This window comes from Streptomyces sp. NPDC017448 (assembly GCF_044330565.1).
Taxonomy (GTDB): Bacteria; Actinomycetota; Actinomycetes; order Streptomycetales; family Streptomycetaceae; genus Streptomyces.
On sequence record NZ_JBIRLM010000025.1, the window covers coordinates 37,049 to 60,747 of the forward strand.

The window sequence follows — 23,699 nt, forward strand, 5'->3', positions numbered from 1 at the left end:
CCGTCGGACGTCGGGCCCCGGCCCTTCGGCGCGCCGCCGGTCAGCCGATGACCGAGGCGCAGGTGGTCGGGGTGGCGCGGGCCGGGTCGAGGGCGTTGGCCACCTCGTGGAAGGCGATGCGGTCGACGGTGCCGATCGCCACGTGCTCGGAGAGGTCGACCGGGCACAGGTCCTGCAGCAGGACGTTGCGGACGTTCGGCCCGTCCAGGTACTGCGTACGGTACGGGGTCACGACCTGGTCGTACCGGGTCGCGATGACGGTGTAGCGGACGCCGGGCACGGTGTCGCCGCCCGCCGTGAGCTTGGTGATGAAGGGCGATCCCGCGACCTGGTCGGCGAGGCCCGGGGTCTTGTCGGTGATGAACTTCTCGACGCCGGGGAAGTGCGGCAGCAGCTTGGTGAGGCCGAGCAGCGTGGTGCCGTGGTTGTCCGGGGCGATGCCGACGAGCGCGTTGACCTTGTCGGCGCCGCCGAGGAACTTCAGGTAGTAGTTCGGCATCATGCCGCCCTGGGAGTGGCCGACGAGATCGGCCTTCGGGGCCCCGGTGGCGTCCAGCACCCGGTCGACGAACGCGTCGAGCTGTTCGGCGGACTTGTCGATGGGGCCGAGCCCGTGGAAGAAGGGCACCCCCGGGAGCTGGCCGTAGTCGAGGGAGAAGACGCAGTAGCCCCGGTTGACCAGGTAGGGGGCGAGGACCAGCCAGTTGTCGATCGAGTTCCCGAACGTGCCGTGGACCAGGACGACGGGGCGGGGGTGGGCGGCGGAGGGCTTGCAGGAGTAGTCGTTCCAGCCGCGCGAGGCGGCCGTCCCGGCGGCGGGCGTCGCCGCGGTCGCCGTGGCCGTCGGGACGACGAGCACGGTGAGGGCGAGGAGCAGGGCGGCGAGCAGACCGCGCGCGCGGGGAACGCGCGCGGCACGGAACCAGGGCAGCATCGTGGGGTCTCCTTGCGGCTCAAGGGGGGTGCGATGGCGGTGCGCCCTGTGGCCCGGACCACAAGCTTTTACGTGCTCATGCCAAATTACGCACGAGTAAGGTCCCGAGGGAAGTTACGCGTCGGTAAAAACTGCCGGAGTCCGCGGCTCCGCACGGGCTCCCCCCGCGGCCGGGGAGCCGCACCTGCCGACCGGACGCCCCACTCCGACCGCCGACTCCCGGCTCCCGGCTCCCGGCTCCCGGCTCCCGGCTCCCGGCTCCCGGCTCCCGGCTCCCGGCTCCCGGCTCCCGGCTCCCGGCAAGCTACGCCGTTCGGCCCCGTCCCGCCTGCGCGCGGGCCGTACCGCCCGGACGGTGGGGACATGACTTTCGTCGACGAGGTGAAGAACGCCGTCACACCACGGGCCGCCCTGCTCGTCATCGGCGTGCTCGCCCTGCAACTGCTGTTCATCGCGTCCTACATCGGGGCGCTGCACAAGCCGAAGCCGACGGACGTCGCCTTCGGGGTGGTGGCCCCGCAGCAGCTGTCCCGGCAGCTCGTCACCGAGCTGGACGGCCTTCCCGGCGGGCCGCTGGACCCCCGCGAGGTGGGCAGCGAGGAGGAGGCCCGCGAGCAGATCATGAACCGCGACCTCTACGGAGCCCTGATCGTCTCGCCCCGGGGGCGGACCGACACCCTGCTGGTCGCCTCCGGCGGCGGGACCGCCCTGTCCGGCGCCCTGGAGAGGATCGTCACCCAGGCGGAGAGCGCCCAGCAGCGGACGGTGGAGACCGTGGACGTGGCCGGGGCCTCGCCCGAGGACTTCAACGGGCTGTCCTCGTTCTACCTGGTGATCGGCTGGTGCGTGGGCGGCTACCTCTGCGCCTCGATCCTGGCGATCAGCGCCGGCGCCAAACCCGCCAACCGGCAGCGCGCACTGATCCGGACCGGGACCATGGCGCTGTACTCGATCGCGGGCGGCATCGGCGGCGCGATCGTCGTGGGCCCGATCCTCGGCGCGCTCCCCGGCAGCTTCTGGGGGCTGTCGGGGTTGGGCGCCCTGGTCGTCTTCGCGGTCGGCATGATCACCCTCGCGCTGCAGGCGCTCACCGGGATCGTCGGCATCGGCCTGGCCGTCCTGATCGTCGTCATCGCGGGCAACCCGAGCGCGGGCGGCGCTTTCCCGCTCCCGATGCTTCCGGACTTCTGGCGGGTGATCGGCCCGGCCCTGCCCCCGGGGGCGGGCACCTGGACAGCCCGTTCGATCGCCTACTTCCGGGGCAACGCGGTCACCGGCCCCCTGCTGGTGCTCTCCGCCTGGGCGGTCGTCGGCACGGCGGTGACGCTGCTGATGTCGCTGCGGAAGCGGACACCGGCGGCCCCGGCGGGCGACCCGGCCCGGGGCACCGGGGGCAGGGGCGCCGGCCCGGCGCCGAACGGCGGCGGATCGACCGCCGCCTGAACGGAGGACCACCGCACGAACCCGTCGGACCGCACGGGGCCGCCCTTCCGGCGGCCCCGTGCGTCGTGCGGCCGTCGCGCAGGCGAGGCGGGGGCGCCCTCCGGACGACGGTTCGGCATTCGATCTATACATGACAGGTTCATGGCGGCATGCTGGAGCGGCCTCGCGCCACCCCGCCGAGGAGCACGGCCGGCACCACTCCACCCACCCCTTCGGAGGTCGCACATGCGTCGTCGATTCGCCGTTCCGCTCGCCGCCCTCGTCCTGTCGCTCCCGCTCGGAGCGGTCGCCGCCGCCCCCGCGTCGGCCGCCCCCGCCGACAAGCCCCAGGTGCTCAGCTCCTGGACGCAGACGAGCGCCTCCAGCTACAACGCCTGGAACTCCGCCCGCAACAACAAGGGCGCCTGGGCGGCGTACGGCTTCGACTGGTCGACGGACTACTGCAGCACCTCCCCCGACAATCCCTTCGGCTTCCCCTTCCAGAACTCCTGCGCCCGCCACGACTTCGGCTACCGCAACTACAAGGCCGCCGGTACGTTCTCCGCCAACAAGGACCGCCTCGACTCCGCCTTCTACGCGGACCTCAAGCGGGTGTGCTCCGCCTACTCGGGCGCGAAGAAGACGTCGTGCAACAGCACGGCGTGGACGTACTACCAGGCGGTGAGCATCTTCGGCGTCTCCCCGGCCGAGGCCGAGACGCGGAACCTCCCCCGGGCCGCCTGAACGCCCCACCCGGGCCGCCGGACCTGAGCGGCCCGCGGAAAACGGGAAGGGCCCCCGGGCGAACCGGGGGCCCTTCCGTACCGCCGCGGAGCGTCAGCCGATCTCGGCGCCGTAGGCGGCCAGCGCCTCCGGTACCGGCTGGAAGAAGGTCGTGCCGCCCGAGGAGCAGTCGCCGCTGCCGCCCGAGGTCAGACCGAGCGCGGTGTCGCCGGCGAAGAGGGCGCCGCCGCTGTCGCCCGGCTCGGCGCAGACCGTGGTCTCGATGAGGCCGTTGACGACGTCGCCGTTGCCGTAGTTGACCGTGGCGTCCAGCCCGGTCACCTCGCCGTCGTGCACCTGGGTGGTGGAGCCGCTGCGGGTGACCGCCTGGCCGACCGTCGCGTCGCCCGCCTTGGTGATCGCCCGGGTGGAGCCGTTGTACAGGTTCACCTCGCTCGGGTGCGCGGTACCGGAGGTGTACTTGACCAGGCCGTAGTCGTTCTCCGGGAAGCTGGAACCCTCGTTCGCCCCGATCTCCGGGCCGCCCTGGGTCTCCGACCAGCTGGTGACCGACTCGGTGCAGTGGCCGGCGGTGAGGAAGTACGGTTCGCCGCCCTTGACCACGTTGAAGCCGAGCGAGCAGCGGGAGCCGGAGCCCCAGATCGCGTCGCCGCCCGCGATCAGCGGCGTGAACTCGCCTTTGGTCCTCTTGAGTTCGGCCTTGCCGTCCAGCCCCTGGACGACCGCGGAGAGCTTCTTCCAGGCCGCGCCGCCGACCGTGCCGTCGGCGGTGACGCGCACCTTGTTGGCCACCGGGTCGAGCGCCCAGGAGGTGCCGGGGAGGGCCGCCCGGTCGGCGAGGGTCTGCCGGGCCGACTTCAGCTCGGCGAGGGAGTTCTCCACGATTCTGGCCTTGCCGCCCGCCTGGCGGACCCGCTCGGCGGCGGTCTCGTCCACGACGTTGACGACGAGGGCCTTCGCCTTCGCGTCGTAGTACGCCCCGGCCGCGTCCGCGCCCAGGTCCCGGTCGAGGGCGGCGGCCAGCTTTCCGGCCGCGTCCGCGCCAAGCGTCCTGGCCTCGAACCGCGGTATGTCGTCACTGGCGTTCGCAGTCTGGAACGTGAGTCCCGCTGCGACCAGGGCGGCGACGGCCGACCCGGCGACCATCGTGCGCTTCCGGGATATGCGTCGGTGCTTCAACTTCGGCCTCCTCCTGTGGGGGCCGCGCACGGGACATGTGGGGTGTCCGTGCACGGAGGGGATGGGCCGCCCACTATTCCGAGGCCCGGAATCGCGCACAAGGTCGACTTCTGGACGTGCACACGACACCGACGCTTCGCACGCGGGGCGTTCACTTACCGCGGGTCACGCCACGTCGGTCCCGTTCGCGAACACCCGGTGCGTCCGGGAACGGCCCCTGCGTGAGGTCCGGTCCTGTCCGGTATGCGTCCGCGCCGGTCCGGATGGTGGGGCGAACCGTCCGGATGTCGAAGGAAACGTCCGCCGGGGGCCTCCCGGGACCTTCACAGTTCCTCGCGGTCGAACAGTGCCCGTAACGCCTCTGATGGGTCATCATCGGAACGGCGGCACACGCCGGGCACACCGTGTCCGAGCCGGCCGGGGGACCGAGCGGAGGAGGCACGGGTGCGCAACCGGGTGCTCGCGACGGACGGGCGGCATCTGATGGTGGAGCGCAGGGGGGATCCGCGGGGAAGACCGGTCTTCCTGCTCCACGGCACTCCGGGCAGCAGGCTCGGACCCGCCCCCCGCTCCATGGTCCTGTACCAGCGCCACACGCAGCTGATCACCTACGACCGCCCGGGGTACGGCGGCAGCGACCGGCACGCGGGCCGCCGGGTGTGCGACGTCGCCGAGGACGTCCGGGCCATCGCCGACTCCCTGGGCCTCGCGCGCTTCGCCGTCGTGGGCCGCTCCGGCGGCGCGCCGCACGCGCTGGCCTGCGCGGCCCTGCTGCCCGAGCGGGTCACCCGCACCGCGGCGCTGGTCGGCCTCGCGCCCCGGGACGCGGCCGGCCTCGACTGGTTCGACGGCATGGCCGCCTCCAACGTGGACGCGTACTCCACGGCCGCCGCCGACCCGGACGGGTTCGCGGCGTCCTTCACCCTCCGCTCGGACCAGATCCGGCAGAACCCGGTACGGCTCCTGGACGATCTGCGCCGGGAGCTGACCGAATCCGACCGGGTGGTGGTCAACGACGTGGGCATCCGGTCCATGCTGCTGCGCAACTACAGCGAGGGGCTGCGCACGTCGGCGCACGGCTGGATCGACGACGCCATCGCCTTCTGCAGCCCCTGGGGGTTCGATCCGGCCCGGATCAGCGGCCGGGTGATGCTCTGGCACGGCGAGAAGGACGTCTTCACCCCCGTGGGCCACTCCCGCTGGCTGGCCGGGCAGATACCGGGCGCCACCGCCGTACTGGAACCGGCGGCGGCGCACTTCGACGCCCTGTCCGTCCTCCCCCGCGTCCTGGACTGGCTGCTGGACGACCGGGAGCACCTGGACGGGGGCTGAACCGGTCCGCGTGCCGGGAGGGCCGGCCTCCCGACACGCGGCGTCACACCGCCATCGGCTCCAGCTCACGCCGGAACCGCTCCTGGGTCCGGGCGATCCGGACCAGCGGATGGTCGTCGCCGAGCTGACGCGCCAGCTCGACGACGAGCTCCGACCGCAGCTGCGCCGCCTCGTCCTGGCGGCCCATGGCGTCGAGCGTGACCGCCATGTTCGAGGTCACCGCCAGGGTCTCGGGGTGGTGCGCCCCGAGCGCTTCGCGCACCTGCACGGCCAGCCGCTGTTCGGTCTCCAGCACGATGTCCAGCTCGCCCAGGTCGGCTGTCGCGCTGGCCAGGTTCATCACGCAGAACAGGGTGTTGGGGTGCTCCCGGCCGAACGTCTCCCGCATGGCGGCGACGACCAGTTTCAGCACCCGCTCCGCCGCCTCCGGCTCCCCGGCCCCCGTCAGATAGACGCCGAGGTTGTTCTGGGCCGCCAGGGTGTACGGGTGCTTCTCCCCCGGCACCTTCATGTACTGGTCGACGACCTCCTGCGCGGTGTCCCGCGCCTCCACGCTCTCCCCCGCCGCGAACAGGTCCGCCGCCAGGTTGAGGTCGCAGGCCAGCGACTCGGGGTTGGCGGTGGTGTACTTCGCCCGGTAGCGGGCGCGGGTGGCCACCGTGAGCCGCCGGGCGTCCTCCAGCCGGCCCGCCCTGCGCAGCGACACCGCGAGGCTCTTCGCCGCGCTCAGCGTGGCGGGGAAGGTGCGGCCCATCGTCTCCTTGAAGCTGTTGTACGTCGTGGAGAGCAGCGTCACCGAGTCCTCGTACCGGCCGACCTCCCGCAGGTCGCGCGCCAGGTTCATGGCGGAGGAGAGGCTGTAGGGGTGGGCCGGTCCGAGCACCTGGGTGCGCAGGTCGTAGACGTCCTGGTCGATCTCCCGGGCGCGGGCGTACTGGCCGACGCTGCGCAGGTTCAGCGCCAGGTTGTTGGCGGCGGCCAGGGTCCGCGGGTGGGAGTCGTGGAAGATCTGCCCGAACCCCTCGTGGGCCTCGGTCGCCATCTCGATGGCCCGCTCGTACTCCCCGAGCAGGCCGAGGTCGATGGCGAGGCTGCTGGTGGTCATGTACGTGTGCGGGTGCTCGGGCCCCAGCACCTCCCGCTGCCGCTCCAGCGTGAACTCGTCCAGCTCCCTCGCCTCCACGTAACGCCCGCGGGTGCGCAGGATGTTGGAGAGGTGGAAGCAGAGGTACAGATACTGCAGGTCGCGCTCTCCCAGCTGCTCGCGCCAGATCTCGCGCAGCTCCTCGCCCAGCGCCCACGCGGTCCTGATGTCGCCGCGCTTCCAGAGGTAGCGGACGCGGTCGATCAGCAGCCTGCGGGTCTCCGGCTCCTTGCAGTTGCGGGCGTCGGAGGGGCCGAGGTGCGGCCAGATCGTCGCGAAGCGCGGCCAGGTCTCCGGGTTGTCTATCGGCTCGTCGTCGTCGGGCCGGGCGCCGGCCAGGATGCGGTGGACGACGTGCCGGGTCTCGCGCTGCTCCTCCTCGCTGAGCTGCGCCTTGATCACGGCCTGGACGAGGCGGTGCACCTGGACGGAGTTGGAGACCTGGTCCACCTTGGCGAGGGCGAACCGGCCGATCTCCCGGATGACCCGGCCCAGCACCAGCTTCTCCTGGAGCGAGGAGTCGTACGGCTTCAGGGCGTCGATCATCTCCTTGCTGTAGAGGAGGTTGGCGGAGATCGGTTCGGGGGCGAAGAAGGCGCAGAGCTGGAGCAGCCGTACGGCGGCGGGCGAGCGCTCCCTGAGCCGGGCGATGGAGATGTTCCAGGTCGCCGCGACCGGTTCGGGGTAGCCGGCTGGCTGGTTGAGCGCGAGGACCTGGGGCGCCTGCCGGGCGAGCTGGTCGAGGTAGGCGTCGATGGGGGTGGCGGTCTCCGCGATCCAGGCGGCCGCCTGCTCCACGGCGAGCGGCAGGTCGCCCACGGCGGTGGCCACCTGGTCGGCGTCCTCGTCGCTGAGCCCCGGGGCCCGGCGCTGGAGGTGCTCGATCGACTCCTCGCGGAGGAAGACGTCCACGGGCAGCGCGTCCCCGTGCTGGGACCAGCTCTGGTTGCGGGAGGTCACCAGGATGTGGCCGGAGCCGCCCTGCGGGAAGTAGCGGCGCAGCTGCTCGGGGTCGTCCGCGTTGTCGAAGACCAGCAGCCAGCGGTCCGAAGGCACCCCGCGCCGCAGCAGGTCGACGGCTTCCTTGGAGGCGGCGGCCATGTCGTCCCCGCCCTGGGCGCCGAGCCGGACGGCGAGTTCGGCGAGCGAGGCCACCACGTCGTCGGGCTGTTCGGCCGATATCCACCACACCAGGTCGTAGTCGGCCATGAAGCGGTGCACGTACTCCAGGGCCACCTGGGTCTTGCCGACGCCGCCGAGTCCGTACAGGGTCTGCGGCTGCGGCAGGACGACGGCGAGGCCGCCGCCGAGCTGGTCGCGCATCCGCTCCAGGACGAGCGAGCGGCCGGTGAAGCCGGGGTTGCGGGGCGGGGCGTTCCAGATCCTCGGCACGGTGCCGGGGAAGCGCGGTCCGGGCGGGACGCCGTCGGTGATCTGCACCGGCCGGTCCAGGGCCCGCATCACGGCGGTGGTGGCGTGCACCTCGTCCAGCCGGAAGAGGTCGACCGGGTTGCGGTCGATGTACGGGGAGGTCAGGCGTACGTCCCCGACGCGCAGCGGGACCAGGCGGCGGTGGCCGCTGCCCACGGCCTCGGCGGCGGTCCGCTCCCACAGCTCCACGGCCCGCTGGGACTTCAGGTAGGCGCTGGAGAGCAGCACCACCGTGCGGGCGGCGTTCTCCGGGGCGGGGTCCGCCTGCTCCTGGGGCGGACGCTCGGCGGAGACGTCGCGCGGGACGACCCGGAAGCCGGCCCGGGTGAGGATGGACTCGAGCCAGTCGGCCCACATCCGGTTCTCCGCCACGTAGCAGAGGTGGAGATCGGCGGGCAGGGCGGGCCTGCGCCGGGTGAAGGCGTCGCGGATGCGCAGCCGGACCTCTTCGCCGATCGGGGGCATCGAGGTGATCTCCCGGTCGGTGACGACCGCGGTGAGCCGTTCGAAGGCGGAGAGCAGCGAGTTGGTGAGCCCGGCCTCGTCGCCGAAGGTGGCGAGCGTCTCCTCGTAGGCGTAGTACGGGCGGTAGGGGATCTCCACCGCGCCCCAGTAGGCGGTGAGCTCGTCGCCGGTCAGGCCGCGCGGCAGCCGGTCGAACTTGAGCCGGGCCAGCGCCCGTCCGGCGTCCGCCTTCTCCTTCTCGCCCTCGTCGATGCGCATCGGCACGGGGTAGACGGAGATGGGGCGGCCGGTGTTGCGCTCGGCGATCTGGCGGGCGACGGAGGCGGCGCCGTCGATGGACTGGTCGCTGAGGGTGAAGCAGTCGACGAGGACGTCCGGAAGGTGGACGGTGCAGATGTCGGCGATGTCGCTGAGGCCGGTCCGGCTGTCGATGAGAACGTAGTCGTAGTGGGCCTTCATGTCGTCGCGCAGCGCGTCGAAGAAGGTGCCGCCGCCGAACCGGTCGTAGAAGTTGTCCCAGTCGAAGGTGGAGACGGTGGCGCTGTACTCGCGGTTCTGCCGGCCGGCGGAGACGAAGTCGAGCGTGCCGCCCTGCGGGAACTCCCAGCCCAGCGACTCCGGGGTCAGCGACACGGCGTGCGGCTGGATGCGGGCGTAGTCGCGGTGCCAGTCCTCGGGGCGCTGGACGGGGCTGGTCGCGGCCCAGGCGTACTCGGTGATCAGGTCGATCACACCGGTGGTGGCGCCGAGGGTGGCGGGGTCCAGGAAGGGGTGGAAGAACCGGTGCAGCCCGGGGGCCTCCAGGTCCCAGTCGACGGCCAGCACCCGTTTGCCGTTGGCCGCGAGGATCCAGGCGGTGTTGGCGAGGGCCATGGTGCGCCCCGTACCGCCCTTGTACGAGTAGAAGGTGACGATGCGCCCGTCACGACCGGCACTCATAGGTCCTCCGCTTCCGTCGCAGGGTCGTGCGGGTCGGGTATGTAGCTCGTGGCGCCCATGGGGCCGGTGAGCCGGGTCCGTTCGCCGGAGCCACCGCCGGAACCGGGCGGGTAGGCCTTCGCGTACTTGAGGTACTGCTGGGCGGCGACCTCGACCACCTGGGGCAGGAGTTGTCCGTACGCCTCCATCGTGGGGACTCCTTTCGCCGCGGCACGGCACAGGGCCCGGCCCTGGCCCATCTTGACCGGCATGGTGGCTTCGAGGCGTTGGGCCAGTTCGGCGTCGGCCGCCCGGCTCTGGTGGTCGTCGCGGTTCCACGGCACGACCAGGGTGACCCAGGGGCGGTTCTCGGCGTCGAAGGCGGCGAGCCGGCGGCAGTGGTCCTCGTCCCGCAGGGCCCAGCGGTCGACGATGAGGATCTCGGGGGTGCTGGGCGGGGCCTTGGCCTCGTGCCGGTCCTCGTCGAACGAGGTGATCACGGCCTGGTAGTTGAGGGAGCGGACCAGTTCCCCGGTGACGTAGGCCAGGGGGCGGGCGGAGGCCGGGTAGTAGGGGTTCCAGTCCTGGGGGTGGTCGCCGTAGTGGTCGCCGTTGCGGCCCTCGGGCAGGTCGTGGCGGGTGGGCGCCGCGATGGTGATCCGCATCGGCCGGGGGGCGCCGACCTCGCTGCCGGGGGAGCCGAAGGCGCTGGGGGCCAGGCGGTAGTCGACGGGCCGGCCGGTGTCGATGCGGACCGTGTCGGCGACGCTGACGATGCGTTTGGCCAGTTCGTAGACGGCCCGCTCGTACTCCTCGGCGAAGAGTCTGAGCTTGATCAGACCGTAGAGGCCGTCGCTGACGTACCGTTCCCCGAAGTCGCGGTGGTTGAACTGCAACCGCTCGGCCGGGCCGGGGAGCTGGCTCGGGGGGACCGGCACCCAGAGCGCCGGGACGATGGCCTCGGCCGGTTCGTTGGAGCGGGCGCGGTGGTGGATGGCCCGCTGCTCGAAGGCGTACCACTCCTTGCCGCACATCTCGCTGGCGAAGTAGCGCGGCGAGAACAGGGGGACGAAGACCCGGCAGGTGGCGAGGACGTCACCGAGCCGTTCCGACCAGCCCTCGCCGGAGCGTATCTCCCGGTCCATGAACCCGGCGCGTGCCCCGGCGGGTAAGTCGGTCATGGCCATCACATGGCCGCAGAGGTCCTGGAAAAGCCGTTCGACCCACATGTCGGGGTCCGTGCCGGCGCCGTATCCCGGCGTGTGGGCGTAACTCAGAAAGAAATACGGCCGATGGCCCACCGCTCGCTGTTGCGTCGATGCGTGCACACGACCCCCGTCCTGTATGAGCACTCGCATCCCAGAAGGAGGAAGGGAGTGCAAGCGAACTCATCATTCCGGAGCGGACCGTTTTCCTCTCCTGGCCGTTCGGTCATTCGACCGTCACTTTCCGGTCAGACGCCGGCATGTCCGGTGAAGGGCCGGAGGGCGGGAGGACCCGGTGGGGGTTCTTCCCGGCGGCGCTCCGTGTTCCGCTGATCTCCTTGCGGACAGCGGCGATCAGCTGTTTGCCGTCGACCGTCACCTCCGCCGCGTTCTCGATCATGTCGATTGCCTCCGGAACACCCGTGAGAAAGCGCGGATCGTACAGTCCGAGCCCCGCCCGTTCGAATGTCTCGGTCAGCAGCCGGGAGAACGGCACGTGGTCGCTCCCCCACGGCGTCCGATGTTCCCAGGTGCCGTCCAGGGCGTAAAGATCCGTCACTTCACCGAGCGCCCGCAGTTTCGCCCGGCGCGCTCCGCCCAGGATGGCGCGTGCCAACGCGTCGGCGTCGGCCGCCGGGCCGATGCCGAGCGCGCCGGGTCCGTGCCGCCCCGGCTCGGCCGCCCCGGCGGAGAGGGGGGTCAGCGCGGTGAGCGTACGGGCCGCCTCGGCCGCCTGGTCGGGCACCGCGTCGGCCAGCAGCGCCCAGGCGCTGGCGATCCGGCGCGCCCAGGCGTCGGCCTCCGCCGCGTCGAGCCGACCGGTCGCGGGGGCGTCGTAGCGGTCGCGGAAGGGGTCGAGGTCGTCCAGCAGGAGGACGGGGGCGGGCGCCCGGCGCAGGGTGCGGACGGGCAGCCAGTGCGGGCCCTCGGGCTCGTCGTGCGCGACGTGCCGCTCCGCGCCGGGCGCGCCCCGCGCCCCCCGGACGAGGAAGCCGCCGCCCGCGGGGTGCACGACCGCCGTCCCCCGCTCCGCGGGGCCGCCGAGGAGCACGGTGCCCAGGGTGGGCAGGTGGAGGCTTCCGTCGCGGTACGCCACGGGCACGGGCAGGTCGAGGCCGGCGCGGACGGCGGCGGCGGCCACGGTCGCGGCGAGCCGTTCGGCGGCGGCTTCCGGCAGGCCGCGGCCGGCGTCGACGTCCTCCAGCGCTTCGACCAGCCAGGGACGGGTGTAGGGGTGGGCGAGGACCGCGTCGAGCGCGTCGGCTCCGGCGGGGTCCGCCTCGACCGCCGCCGCGAGCCGCCAGCCGTCGTCCCAGAGCCTCCCACCGCGTCCGTCGAGGGTGTCGTGGAGAACGGCGAGCAGCGTACGGGTCAGGTCCTGGTGGGCGGCGAGCAGGGCCTCGGGCGACCGGAGGGCGGGCGACTCGGTGGCGGCGGCCGTCCGGTCCTCGACGCCCCGGATCAGGGCGGTCAGGTCGGCACAGTAGACCGAGGGGTTGTCGAAGCCCCCGCCGGCGCCGTCGTCGGAGCGGTACCGGTGGGTGTAGAGCCCGCCGCCGCACGAGCGCACCAGCGGGCAGCGGCGGCAGGCGTCGCCGACCCCGGCCAGCCCGAGCTGGCGCGCCCGGACGCCGGGGTGGGCGGCGACCTCGTCGAGGGTGTGGCGGAAGACGTCGAAGCCGGTGGCGGCGGCGCCCTCGTAGGCGCTCTTGAGCGAGTCGACCTGCTCCAGCGTCCCGTCGGTCTCGATGACGACGAGGTCGGTGGGGGCGAGCCCCAGGGACTCGGTGAGGCTGGGGCCGCCGCCGAGGGTGGAGAGCACCGAGGAGAACATCCTCACCGGCATGGGGCGGCCCTGTCCGGTCCAGCGGTCGAAGACCGTCAGCAGCCAGTCGGCGTACGCGGTGGGCGAGCCGTCCGGCCGGTGGGGCGGGTCGTCCCAGGTGGCGTGCGGCAGCAGGAAGTCGACGAGCGGGGGCTCCAGGGCGGCGAGGGCGTCGTGCACGGCCACCGGGTCGTTGCGGACGTCGACCGTGCACAGCAGGCCGAGGTCCAGGTGGCGGTAGCGCTCCTCGCGGAGGAGGCCGACCGCGCGCAGCACCATCGGGTGGCTGCTGCGTCCGTCGGCGTACCGGCGGTGGCGGTCGTTGGCGGCGCGGTCGCCGTCGAGCGAGATCCCGACGCGGACGTGGAACTCGTCGAAGAGGTCGAGGTAGCGGGGGCTGAGCTGGACGCCGTTGGTGTGGATCCTGAGGTCCAGCTCAGCGATGCCGTTCAGGGCCGAGCCGAGCTCCTCGCAGACCCGGCGCAGTCGCGCGGGCCCCGCCAGGAGCGGTTCCCCGCCGTGCAGGATCACTGTGACGGAGGGGAGCGCATGTGTCGTCGCATGCTCGGCCAGGCGCCGGGCAGTCCAGGAAATCGCCTCGTCGGAGATGACTTTCGGGCGGGTCAGCCAACTCTGATCTGCGTGTTCGTAGACGTAGCAGTGGTCGCAGGCGAGATCACACCTGCTGTGCACTTTGAGAACGAATTCACGGAAGGGGACCAGGGGTCCTGTCATTCCACCAGTCTAGCCAGTTCTGACGCCTGATCAGAGAGCAGAACTGAAAGTGGAGATCCGGGTGGACCGGGCCGTCGTCGCGCCGATCGCGCGGCTGATCTTCCTGACGGCCTCGGCGCTGCGGACGTCGGTCGCCGCGAGGGTCGCGCGGGTCTTCGCCGGGGCGAAGGCGGGGGTGGTTCCGTAGGTCTTCACGGCCGTCCTAGGGGGGTCCTGAGGGGGTCTGTTTCCGGACAATCCAACACCGCCGGATTCCGTGTCACCACACGGCCCGGCATGCGCACTTTACTACCGCCGGGGGCCCTCCACATGCCGGCGGAGCGGCCTTCGCCCCCGTGTTCCGGAAGCCGGAACACCGCCCTCGTTCGGCCGCTCGGGGGAGCGGGGGAGGAAGAGCGGGGCCGCCGGGCCGGAGGGCAGGCTCCCCCGCCGCCGGCTCTCGCAGGTGAGAGGCGTGCGGAGGGCCCCCCGGCCGTCCGCACAGATGTCCGGCGCGCCACCGGTGACGTGCGCGGCGCCGCCCCGGACACGGCCGCCGGATCGTCCCGCCGGGGCCGGCGGTTCACCCGTTCACCGGTTCCGTGCCGGGAACGTTGTATTCCGCGCGGGCGCCGCGCATGCAGTCCAGGACGCGTTCGTGGCTGTCGCCCACGACGTCCGTGACCCGGAGCCGGATGTGGAGCGACTCGACCTTCTCGACGCACCGCTGCGAGAAGACGCCCACCGGCACGGTCTCGTAGTTCCCGGTGCCGACCAGCGGAAAGCCCGCCCCGAAGGCGATGAGCTGGTAGTCCCGTCCCACCGCGAGCCCGGCCGACGCCAGGGCGGCCACGACGTCCGGCACGGGGCCCCAGGGGGCCGGCGCCGCGTCGGACCCGCCGCGCAGCACGACGCGGCACTCCCAGCTGTCGACCACGGCGATGTGCTGGCCGCCGTTCAGTATCCCCACCCGCCAGGCGGGCTCCCCCTCGGCGAGCGGCCCGGTGCGCCAGGAGCCCCGGTAGCCGAGGTAGGGCCGGACCGTGCGGGCGTACTGGGCCCGGGCCAGGACGGCGCCCGTCGCCACGGCGAGCAGGCTCCCCAGCGCCTCCGTGTCCAGCAGTTGCAGCCGCCAGGGCCAGTCGTTCCGGGCCTCCGGCGAGACGTTGGCCCGCACGGTCTCCCACAGCAGGATCAGGACCAGGAGCGCGAGCAGCGCCAGCGGTGCGGTGAAGAGCAGCGGGCTGCGGCGCACCCTGCGCTGAGCGTCCTGGAGCGGGATGCCGTCGTCCGCTCCTCCGCGCCGGTCCCCCTCGATGGCCCCTCCCCCGCCCGGAGGCGGCCGTGCCCACCGAAGGGGACGCCGACTCGCCTGCTGTACAGCCCAGTTGGGCAACCTTGCCACAGCGCCGCCGGGTGAGGAAGGCCGCTCGCACGAGGGTGGCCGAACCTCGTCGCGGCGTCCGGCCTGAGGGCCGGGGCGCTCTTGCCGCACCCGGCCCCCGCCCCTACTCTCGTGGCCCCGGACGGGCAGGGGGACGTCCGGCCGGGTCACACGACAACTGCAGACGGAGGCGACCGTGACGGCGCTGCCCGAGCCGCTGAGATCCATGGTCTTCAGGAACGACGACCTGCCCGCGCTGTTCCACCACACGGACGCGGTCGCGGTGGCCCGGCAGCGTGAGGCCGTGAACACCACGCGGGCGCAGTTGGCGCTGCTCGTGGCCGGTACGGTCCCGGCGGCGCTGCCGTGGTCCGCCGAGGACGGCCCGGCGGCCCGCGTCCTGCACGGTGCGGCGGTGCTGGCCTATCTGGGCGTGCTCTTCACGACGTTCCTCGCCTCCCACCGCAAGGCCAAGTCCCACTGGCAGCTGAACCGCTCGGCGGCCGAGTTCATCAAGTCCAACTGCTGGCGGTACGCGGTCCACGGCGCCCCGTTCGACAGCACGACCGAGCATCCCGAGGCGCTGTTCGCCAACCGCCTGGAGGACGGCCTCCAGGAGTTGCGGAAGGTGGGGTGGGCCGATCCGCGCGAGGAGCTGCCGGATTCCGGCGGGCTCATCACGGAGTCGATGCGCGCGTTGCGGAACAAGGCGTACACGGTCCGCAAGGAGACCTATGTGCGGGACCGGCTCATCGAGCAGCGGCGCTGGTACCGCAGGCGTCAGCAGGCGTCCCGGCGCGGGGCGCTGCTGTGGTCGGGCGCCATCGTCGCGCTGACGCTCCCGGCGCTGGCCCTGAGCACGCTGCAGGCGTTCGGGGTGGGCCGGTCGTTCGGGCTGACGGGGGTGCTGTCCGCGGCGGCGGCGGCCTGTCTCGCCTGGAACGAGATGCGCCGGCACCATCCGCTGATCTCGGCGCACTCGCTGGTGGAGCAGGACCTGGAGTCGATGCAGGCGGCCATGGAGACCACCCTCACCGAGCGGCACTGGCCGGCGGCGGTCTTCGAGACGGAGCGGATCGTGTCGCCCGAGCACACCGACTGGCTGGTGCGGCACCGGGTGTGAGCCGGCGGGGCCGGGGCGGCCGCGGGTCCGGCCGGGGTCAGCCGCGCAGCACGCCGTCGCGCCAGATCACCGTGACCGGGCGGCCGAGGGTCCGGGCGTACGTCACGATGTCGCCGGTGCCGCCGAGTCCCCGGGCGGGGAGGCCGTCCCAGACGGCGAGCAGCCGGTCGCAGTGGTCGGCGATGTAGGTGCCGGCCGCGTAGTACGCCTCGTCGGTGGAGTGCGGGAAGTCGAGCCGCACCTCCCGGACCGCGCGCGCCTTGAGCGTCCGGTAGCGGGCGAGGTCGACGGCGTTCTCGAAGCACGCCTCGTAGTCGCCGCTGGGGATGACGGCGGTCAGTTCGGCACCGCAGGCGAGGGCGAGGTCGGCGAAGAGCTGGTCGGCGCCGACCGCCAGGCTGGAGAGCGCCTGCGTCGCCCCTCCGCGGCCGCAGAGCGCGGCGCGCAGCCCCGCGAGCACATGGGCCTCGGCCTCGGCGGGGATGGAGCGGTGCCCGGTCACTCCGATGCGGTACACGGACCTGCTACCCCCTGATGCCCAGCGGAGGGCGGTCCGGGGCACGCCCGCCCCCGGCACCCTCCGTCGCCCCGTCGCGACGACCCGTCGTGGCGTCATCCTCTCAAGAGCCCCCGGGCGAGCGGGAGCCCCCGTCCGGAATTCCGGACGGGGGCACGTATGTACGGACAGCTCCGTACCCGGCCCGGGCGGGCCGGTCAGTACACGCTGACGCCGTAGGCGCTCAGCGCCTCGGTGACCGGCTGGAAGAAGGTCGTTCCGCCGGAGGAGCAGTTGCCGCTGCCGCCGGAGGTGAGACCGATCGCCCGGGTGCCGGAGTAGAGCGGGCCGCCGGAGTCGCCGGGCTCGGCGCACACGTTGGTGCGGATCATGCCGTAGACGACGTCGCCGCCCCCGTAGTTGACGGTGGCGTTGAGGCCGGTGACCGAACCGCTGTGGGTGCCGGTGGTGGAGCCGCGGCGGGTCACGGACATGCCGACGGTGGCGTTGGCGGCGCTGGTGATGTCCTGGCCGCCCACCGTGCCGTCCTTGGGGATGGTGGTGTTGGTGTAGCGCACGATGCCGTAGTCGTTGTTGGGGAAGCTCGACCCGGAGGTCGTGCCGAGCACGGTGGTGCGGGCCGAGTTCGCGTACCAGGTGGTCGCGCCGTCGGTGCAGTGGCCGGCGGTGAGGAAGTAGTAGGTGGTGCCGCTGCGGACGTTGAAGCCGAGGGAACAGCGTCCGGTGCCGGAGTAGATGGCGTCGCCGCCGGAGATGAGCTTGGTGAACGTGCCCGGGGTGCGTTCGACGCGCAGCGCGCCGGCGTTGGCGCCCGCCGACTTCTTGATCCGGTCGATCTCGGCCTGCGAGACCGTGCTGTCGACGGTCACGACGAGGCGCTTGGACTGCGGGTCGATGTTCCAGGCGGTGCCCGCGATGTCGGCGCCGAGCACGGCGTCGCTCGCCGCGGTCAGCTGGTCGGCGCTGAACGTACGGGGCGTGTCGGCGTTCGCGGTGGGGATGGCCAGCGCCGCGACGGCGGCGAGCCCCGCGAGGACGGCCGTGGTGCGGACGCGTCTCGCCGTGGCGGAGCGGTTGTTGGTGCGCTTGATCCTCACGTCGGGTTCCTCCGAGGGGAATCGGGGGCCCTCCTGTGGGGTGGTGGGCCCGTGAGGCGCAGTCGGGGGCCTGTCCGGATTCCGGATTTGCCGTGCCCCTGACAATCGCTGACCGGAGTATCGAGGCGGCCGGACGGGAGACGCAAGAATGTCTTTCGGCCACGCCGGTCACTCGCGCATCCGGCCCCGCGAGCCGTGGGGCGCGCGGGGCCGGAGGGGCTTCTTCCGGGTCAGGCGTCGAGGCGGTTCCGCTCCCCCGCCGGGACCGCGACGGCGAGCGTGTTGCCCGGGGGCGGGAAGGGGCAGATGAAGTGGTCGGCGAAGGCGCACGGCGGCAGCAGCGCGCGGTTGAGGTCGACCGTCACCCGGCCGTCCGCGGCGGGCGCCCCGGGCCGCAGGAAGCGGAAGCGGTAGCTACTGTTCCCGCTGGTCGCGTCGGCGAAGACGGCCCACAGCGACCCGTCCGGTTCGACCGCGACCCGGAGCACGCACTCCTCGCCGTCCACCGCGAAGGCGATCTCGCCGCCGAGGCCGAGTCCGCGCTCGACCCCGTCCGCGTTGGCCACCCGTACCGTCCGGTCGTCGCCGTAGGGGCGGAAGGTCCCCGGCAGCACCCAGCGGGGGTCGTACGGGGTGGCCTCGATGGTCGAGAAGGCACGCCGCGCGGGGGACGCGGGGTCGAAGTCCCGTACCGCCCACAGCCCTTCGCGACGGATCACCACCAGCCGCCGGTCCCCGCTCGCCACCCGGGAATCGTCGGCCGGCCCCCGGTCGGCGCCGAGGCGGACCTCGCCGGTCAGCGGCCTGCCGTCGACGGTGACGGCGTCCTCGGCGGCGGCCGTGAGGACCACCTCGTCGCCGTCCTCGCGCCACCGCCCCGGGACGGCCGGAATTCGCCCTTCCGGGTGGTCGGCGAGCCAGTGGGTTCCGGTCAGGGAGAGCGGGCCGTAGGGGGCGGCGACGGCGGCGATCCGCCCTTCGTGCCACCGCTGCCAGTCCCGCGCGGCGTCCGGGCCGCCGCCCTGCTCCTGCTGCTGTGCGTCCGTGCTCATGCGGTCAACCTTTCCACACCGGCTCCGGGAGGCCGAGGTGCGACCGCAGCGTGGAGCCGGTGTAGGCGGAGCGGAAGGCCCCGCTCTCCTGGAGGATCGGGACGACCCGGTCGACGAAGTCGTCCAGGCCCCCGGGGGTGAGATGGGGGACGAGGATGAAGCCGTCGGCGGCCCGTCCGTCGACGAACGCGGTCAGCTCGGCCGCGACGGTGGCGGGCGAGCCGATGAACGACTGCCGGGTGGTCGTCTCGATGACGGTCCCCCGCAGCGAGAGCCCCTTGGCCTCGGCGAGCGCGCGCCAGCGGGCGGCGGTCGCGAGGGGGTCGCCGTGCCGGACGCGGCCCTGAGTGATCCCGGAGTCGGGGACCGGGTCGAAGTCCGGGAGCGGGCCGTCGGGGTCGTACGCGGAGAGGTCGGCGCCCCAGACCTGTTCGGCGGCGAGGATCGCGTTCTGCGGGGAGACCTGCTGCCGGCGGATCTCGTACGCCAGCTCCTGGGCCTCGGCGTCGGTGTCGCCGGTCACCACGGTGACGCCGGGCATGATCCTGAGGTCGTCGGGCTGCCTGCCGTACGCGGCGAGTCTGGCCTTGACGTCGGCGTAGAAGGCACGGCCCGCCTCCAGGGTGCCGTGCCGGGTGAAGACGACGTCGGCGGCGGACGCGGCGAACTCCCGGCCCTCGTCGGAGTCCCCCGCCTGGATGACCACCGGATGCCCCTGCGGCGAGCGCGGGACGGTGAACTCGCCGGAGATCGTGAACTGCGGCCCCTCGTGGGCGAACGGCCGCGAGACGCCGTCGGGCGTCCAGGAGTCCCAGAGCTCGCGGGCGGTGGCGACGAACTCGGCGGCCCGTACGTACCGGTCGGCCCGGTCGAGGTAGCCGCCCCGGCGGAAGTTCTCGCCGGTGAAGGCGTCGGAGGAGGTCACCACGTTCCAGGCGGCGCGGCCCGCGCTGAGGTGGTCGAGGGTGGCGAGCCGGCGGGCCAGTTCGTAGGGCTCGTTGAAGGTGGCGTTGACGGTGGCCGCGAGGCCGAGCCGTTCGGTGACGGCGGCCAGCGCGTTGAGCACGGTCAGCGACTCGGGCCGGCCGACCACGTCCAGGTCGTGGATGCGGCCGTTGTGCTCGCGCAGCCGCAGCCCTTCGGCGAGGAAGAAGAAGTCGAACTTCCCGCGCTCCGCGGTCCGGGCCAGGTGCTCGAAGGAGGAGAAGTCGATCTGGCTGCCGGAGCGGGGATCGGCCCACACGGTGGTGTTGTTGACGCCGGGGAAATGGGCGGCGAGGTGCATCGGGCGCGGCACGGTCAGGCCCCCTTCCCGGCGGTCCGGGCGGTGGAGTACCGGCCGGCGGGGCGCGGGAGTCCCAGGTGTTCCCGCAGGGTGCCGCCGGGATGGAAGGTGCGGAAGAGGCTGCGGTGCTGGAGGAGGGCCACGGTGCCGTTGACGATCCTTTCGAGGTCGCGTTCGGGGGTGATGGGGGTGAGGTGGAAGCCGTCGGCCGCGCCGGAGCCGTGCCATCGGGCGATGAGGTCGGCGAGGTCGACGGGCCCGCCCCGGAAGTAGGTGCCGCGCCCGGCGAGCTGCGGCCCGGTCTCCAGCCCCGGCTCCGGCGCGGTCTCCGCGTCGCCGAGGTCGACGGTGAGCGCGACCAGGACCCGCAGGGCTTCCGGGTCGCGCCCGTGGGCGGCGGCCCTGGCGCGCACCTCGTCGCGGACGGCGGCCGCCTGCTCGGGGGTGGTGGCCCGGATGTGGACGACGTCGGCGTGCCGGGCGGCCGCCTCGCGGGCCGGGGCGGTGGTGGCGTCGAGGACGGTGACGGGCCGGCCCTGCGGCGGACGCGGCACGATCGCGGGGCCCTTGACGGTGAAGGCGGAGCCGGTGAAGTCGACGTAGTGGAGCTTGTCCCGGTCGATGAAGCGGCCGGTGGCGGTGTCCCTGATCTCGGCGTCGTCCTCCCAGCTGTCCCAGAGCCGTGCGGAGACGTCGGCCACCTCGCCGGCCTCCCGCCACAGCTCGGCGGGGGGTGCGGCGGGGCGCCTGCCGAACAGCCGGGCCTCGGCCTCGGTGGTGGAGACGTCGGCCTGCCAGCCCGCCCGGCCCCGGCTCACCCAGTCGAGGGTGGCGACGGCCGAGGAGACGTGGAAGGGCTCGGTGTGGGTGGTGGTGACGGTCGGGACGAGGCCGATCCGGTCGGTGCGGGGGGCGACACGGGCGAGGACGGCGAGCGCGTCGAGGCCGGGCCGGGCGAACGAGTCGCCCAAGGTGACGTAGTCGAGCGCGCCGTCCTCGGCCAGCTCGGCCAGCCGGAGGTAGTGCCCGGCGTCGTAGTGCGGGGGGCCGCCGATCTCGGCGGCGAGGTGGAGGGGGGTACGGGTGGACATGCGGTACCTCTCGGGTCGGCGGGCGGGGGCACCGGGGCGCCGTCGTGGCCGGGCCGGACGGGGCGCGGTCGCGACGACGGGCCCGCGGCGCCGGCGTCAGCTCGTGGGTTTCGGCAGGCCGGGCGGGTTGATCTCCGACTTCTCCACGGCCTCGCCGCTCAGCCCCCAGCGCTTGAGGACCTCGCCGTACGAGCCGTTCCGGATGATGTGGTCGATCGCGGCGGCGTACGCCTCCACCAGGCCGCTGTCCTTCTTGGTGGTGGCGGCGATCTTGCCCTGGAGGTCCCCGCCGGCCCCGGAGAGCTGTCCGACGATCTCGGACTGGCCCGCCGTGGCGACGTGGTAGGCGGCGCTGGGGCTGGGGCCGAGGTGGGCGTCGATGCGGCCGGACCGGAGGGCCAGGTAGTAGTCGGTCTCCTTCTGGAAGTACCTGATGTCCACCGGCTCGCGCCCGGCCCTGGCGTTCTCCTCGCTCCACTCGACGAGGATCTTCTCCTGGTTGGTGCCGGAGGAGACCGAGATGGTCTTCCCGGCGACGTCGGCGGGGCCCTTCACCTTCCAGCCGGAGCCCTTCTCCGCCTCGAAGGCGATGTTGTCGAGCCGGTAGGTGGCGAAGTCGTACTTCTCCTTGCGCTCCTCGGTCACCGTCACGTTGGACAGGACGGCGTCGAACTTGGAGCTGTCCAGACCGACGAAGAGGTTCTCCCAGGAGACCTGCTCGAACTCCGGTTCCAGACCGAGGGTGTCGGCGACGAGGGTGGCGATGTCGATCTCGGAGCCGATCCGGGTCTTGTCGTCGGTGGCGTAGAAGGCGAGCGGCGGCGAGGCGTCGGCGCTGGACCCGATGCGCAGCGTGCCGCGCTCGCGGACCGCCTCGGGGACGAGGGCGGCGGCGGCAGCCGCCTTCTCACCCCTGATGCGGTCCTGGTCGGGGCCGATGTCGACCCCGGTGGCCTGGCGGCCCTCGGGGGCGGCCGGGTCGGAGGCGCCGCAGGCGGCGAGCAGACCGGTGGCGGTGAGCACGGCGAGGGCGAGGGTGGTGCCGCGGCGGACGGACACGTACGGACTCCTTGGGGCGAGAGGCGGTTCAGAGGACCTTGGAGAGGAAGGCGCGGGTGCGTTCCTGGACGGGGTGGTCGAGTACGGCGGCGGGCGGGCCCTGTTCGACGATGCGGCCCTCGTCCATGAAGACGACGGTGTCGGCGACCTCGCGGGCGAAGCCGATCTCGTGGGTGACGACGATCATCGTGGTGCCGCTGCGGGCGAGGTCCTTGATGACGTCGAGGACCTCCCCGACGAGTTCGGGGTCGAGGGCGGACGTCGGCTCGTCGAAGAGCAGCAGCCGGGGTTCCAGGGCCAGGGCGCGGGCGATGGCGACGCGCTGCTGCTGGCCGCCGGAGAGCTGACCGGGGTAGGCCGCCGCCTTGTCCAGGAGGCCGACCCGGTCCAGCAGCTCCTCCGCTGCCGCGACGGCCTCCTTGCGAGGGCGGCGCAGCGCCGAGACGGGCGCCTCGACGATGTTCTCCAGGACGGTGAGGTGCGGGAAGAGATGGAAGTTCTGGAAGACGAACCCGATCCTCGTGCGCCGGCGCAGCACCTCGCGTTCGCGCAGCTCGTAGAGCTTGTTCCCCTCCCTGCGGTAGCCGACCGGGGAGCCGTCCACGCTGATCCAGCCCCGGTCGGCCTTCTCCAGGTGGTTGATGGTGCGCAGCAGGGTGGACTTGCCGGAGCCGGAGGGGCCGATGACGACGGCCACCTCGCCGGGACGGACTGCCAGGTCGACCCCGCGCAGCACCTCCAGGGAACCGAACTTCTTGTGCACGGAGCGGATTTCGACCATGGCGTCGCTGGGTGCGCTCATCGCACGGCCCCCTTTGCGTAGTGGCGTTCGACGTAGTGCTGGAGGACGGAGAGCGCGGTGGTGAGCAGGACGTACCAGACGGTGGCGACCATCAGCAGGGGAACCACCCGGCCGTTGCGGCCGTAGACCACCTGTACCTGGTAGAAGAGTTCGCCGATCGCCATGACGGAGACGATGGAGGTGCCCTTGAACAGCGAGATGATCTCGTTGGCGGCGTTGGGCAGGATGGAGCGCATGGCCTGCGGGAGGACGATCCGCCGCAGCTGCCGGAGCCGGGGGATGCCGAGGGCGGCCGCCGCCTCCAACTGGCCGTGGTCCACGGCCAGTACGCCGCCGCGCACGATCTCCGCCGCGTACGCCGCCTGGTGCAGGGCGAGACCGAGGACGGCCGCGCTGGTCGCGCCCACGAGGTTCATCGTGTCGAAGGCGAAGAAGCCCGGCCCGAACGGGATACCGAACGTCAACTCCTCGTAGAGATAAGCAAGGTTGAACCAGAACAGCAGTTGCACGATGAGCGGGATCGAGCGGAACGCCCAGATGTAGCCGTACGCGGCCGTCCGCAGGAACCTGCTCGCCGAGAGCCGTGCGAAGGCCAGGACGACGCCGAGGGCGAAGCCGATCGCCGTTCCGTAGAGGGTGAGCTGGAGGGTGAGCCAGACGGCCTTGAGAATGGTCGGCGCGGTGAAGAACCGGGCGAAGACGCCCCACTCCCAACCGGGGTTCGTGATCAGCCCGTTGAGGAACTGGGCCAGCAGGACGGCGGTGGCGGCGATGGCGGCCCAGCGCCACGGGTGGCGGACGGGGACAACGGTGAGCGCCTCGGGGTCGGTGCCGGGTCCGTCCGCCTTCACGGTGGGCGGCCCGACGGGCGGGTCGACGGGCGGGTCGACGGGCGGGTCGACGGGTGGGTCGACGGGTGGGTCGATGGGTGGATCGCTGGTCAGCGGCATGAAGGGAGTCCTCGGGCGCGGAAGCG

Annotated in this window: 19 protein-coding genes; 4 read left to right on the forward strand and 15 right to left on the reverse strand. The window is 72.7% G+C overall.

Translation table 11 applies throughout. The features are described 5' to 3' along the window. Positions 1 to 40: 40 nt before the first annotated feature. Positions 41 to 934, reverse strand: coding sequence for an esterase/lipase family protein (locus tag ACH4K1_RS29560; protein ID WP_398092619.1), 894 nt, complete (start codon positions 932 to 934; stop codon positions 41 to 43). A gap of 363 nt (positions 935 to 1,297) precedes the next feature. Here ACH4K1_RS29560 and ACH4K1_RS29565 point away from each other — a divergent pair, with 363 nt between their 5' ends. After that, entirely contained in the window at positions 1,298 to 2,377 is a 1,080-nt protein-coding gene (locus tag ACH4K1_RS29565; RefSeq protein WP_398092620.1) for a DUF3533 domain-containing protein, read from the forward strand. 225 nt (positions 2,378 to 2,602) lie between these two features. Further along, the gene (locus ACH4K1_RS29570) at positions 2,603 to 3,100 is read left to right on the forward strand and encodes a phospholipase (protein WP_398092621.1); all 498 of its coding nucleotides are present in this window, start codon (positions 2,603 to 2,605) and stop codon (positions 3,098 to 3,100) included. A 93-nt stretch (positions 3,101 to 3,193) separates the two neighbouring features. Here ACH4K1_RS29570 and ACH4K1_RS29575 read toward each other — a convergent pair whose 3' ends face one another. Next, entirely contained in the window at positions 3,194 to 4,279 is a 1,086-nt protein-coding gene (locus ACH4K1_RS29575) for a S1 family peptidase (RefSeq protein WP_398092622.1), read from the reverse strand. 444 nt (positions 4,280 to 4,723) lie between these two features. Between ACH4K1_RS29575 and ACH4K1_RS29580 the strand changes: the two genes are divergently transcribed. Then, positions 4,724 to 5,611: an alpha/beta fold hydrolase gene (locus tag ACH4K1_RS29580; RefSeq protein ID WP_398092623.1), complete on the forward strand. Its 888-nt coding sequence runs from the start codon at positions 4,724 to 4,726 to the stop codon at positions 5,609 to 5,611. Positions 5,612 to 5,654: 43 nt separating this feature from the next. On the opposite strand, the gene fxsT is transcribed toward ACH4K1_RS29580, so the two are convergent. The 5 genes from fxsT to ACH4K1_RS29605 all read right to left on the reverse strand — a co-directional run bounded on the left by fxsT (position 5,655) and on the right by ACH4K1_RS29605 (position 14,568). Beyond that, a complete protein-coding gene (gene fxsT, locus ACH4K1_RS29585; RefSeq protein ID WP_398092624.1) occupies positions 5,655 to 9,590 on the reverse strand; it encodes an FxSxx-COOH system tetratricopeptide repeat protein in 3,936 nt (1,311 codons plus the stop codon). Next, on the reverse strand, positions 9,587 to 10,927 hold the full coding sequence (gene fsxC, locus ACH4K1_RS29590) for an FxsC protein (protein ID WP_398092625.1): 1,341 nt from the start codon (positions 10,925 to 10,927) through the stop codon (positions 9,587 to 9,589). The genes fxsT and fsxC overlap by 4 nt, the downstream gene beginning before the upstream one ends. Positions 10,928 to 11,000: 73 nt before the next feature. Continuing rightward, positions 11,001 to 13,334 (reverse strand): radical SAM/SPASM protein FxsBH, inactivated beta-hydroxylase extension form, encoded by a 2,334-nt coding sequence (gene fxsBH, locus ACH4K1_RS29595; protein ID WP_398092626.1) that lies wholly within the window; start codon positions 13,332 to 13,334, stop codon positions 11,001 to 11,003. 30 nt (positions 13,335 to 13,364) lie between these two features. Then, positions 13,365 to 13,529, reverse strand: a complete 165-nt coding sequence (locus ACH4K1_RS29600; RefSeq protein WP_158072158.1) for an FXSXX-COOH protein — start codon at positions 13,527 to 13,529, stop codon at positions 13,365 to 13,367. 367 nt (positions 13,530 to 13,896) lie between these two features. After that, positions 13,897 to 14,568, reverse strand: coding sequence for a hypothetical protein (locus ACH4K1_RS29605; protein WP_398092627.1), 672 nt, complete (start codon positions 14,566 to 14,568; stop codon positions 13,897 to 13,899). Positions 14,569 to 14,923: 355 nt separating this feature from the next. Here ACH4K1_RS29605 and ACH4K1_RS29610 point away from each other — a divergent pair, with 355 nt between their 5' ends. After that, entirely contained in the window at positions 14,924 to 15,820 is an 897-nt protein-coding gene (locus ACH4K1_RS29610; protein WP_398092670.1) for a DUF4231 domain-containing protein, read from the forward strand. 37 nt (positions 15,821 to 15,857) lie between these two features. Here the strand turns inward: ACH4K1_RS29610 and ACH4K1_RS29615 are convergent, their stop codons facing one another. From ACH4K1_RS29615 to ACH4K1_RS29650, 8 genes are all read right to left on the reverse strand, one after another. Then, positions 15,858 to 16,337, reverse strand: a complete 480-nt coding sequence (locus tag ACH4K1_RS29615; RefSeq protein WP_228991477.1) for a hypothetical protein — start codon at positions 16,335 to 16,337, stop codon at positions 15,858 to 15,860. Between the two features lie 197 nt (positions 16,338 to 16,534). Next, positions 16,535 to 17,434 carry a S1 family peptidase gene (locus tag ACH4K1_RS29620; protein ID WP_398092628.1) on the reverse strand — a complete coding sequence of 300 codons (900 nt, stop codon included), beginning with the start codon at positions 17,432 to 17,434 and terminating at the stop codon, positions 16,535 to 16,537. A gap of 230 nt (positions 17,435 to 17,664) precedes the next feature. Then, complete coding sequence (locus ACH4K1_RS29625; RefSeq protein WP_398092629.1) at positions 17,665 to 18,486, reverse strand: DUF1684 domain-containing protein; 822 nt, start codon at positions 18,484 to 18,486, stop codon at positions 17,665 to 17,667. A 4-nt stretch (positions 18,487 to 18,490) separates the two neighbouring features. Next, positions 18,491 to 19,771: an NtaA/DmoA family FMN-dependent monooxygenase gene (locus ACH4K1_RS29630; protein ID WP_398092671.1), complete on the reverse strand. Its 1,281-nt coding sequence runs from the start codon at positions 19,769 to 19,771 to the stop codon at positions 18,491 to 18,493. A 14-nt stretch (positions 19,772 to 19,785) separates the two neighbouring features. Next, positions 19,786 to 20,862, reverse strand: a complete 1,077-nt coding sequence (locus tag ACH4K1_RS29635) for an LLM class flavin-dependent oxidoreductase (RefSeq protein ID WP_398092630.1) — start codon at positions 20,860 to 20,862, stop codon at positions 19,786 to 19,788. 96 nt (positions 20,863 to 20,958) lie between these two features. After that, positions 20,959 to 21,921: an ABC transporter substrate-binding protein gene (locus ACH4K1_RS29640; protein WP_398092631.1), complete on the reverse strand. Its 963-nt coding sequence runs from the start codon at positions 21,919 to 21,921 to the stop codon at positions 20,959 to 20,961. 28 nt (positions 21,922 to 21,949) lie between these two features. Then, a complete protein-coding gene (locus tag ACH4K1_RS29645) occupies positions 21,950 to 22,702 on the reverse strand; it encodes an amino acid ABC transporter ATP-binding protein (protein ID WP_398092672.1) in 753 nt (250 codons plus the stop codon). 17 nt (positions 22,703 to 22,719) lie between these two features. After that, on the reverse strand, positions 22,720 to 23,673 hold the full coding sequence (locus tag ACH4K1_RS29650) for an amino acid ABC transporter permease (RefSeq protein ID WP_398092632.1): 954 nt from the start codon (positions 23,671 to 23,673) through the stop codon (positions 22,720 to 22,722). Positions 23,674 to 23,699 lie beyond the last annotated feature (26 nt).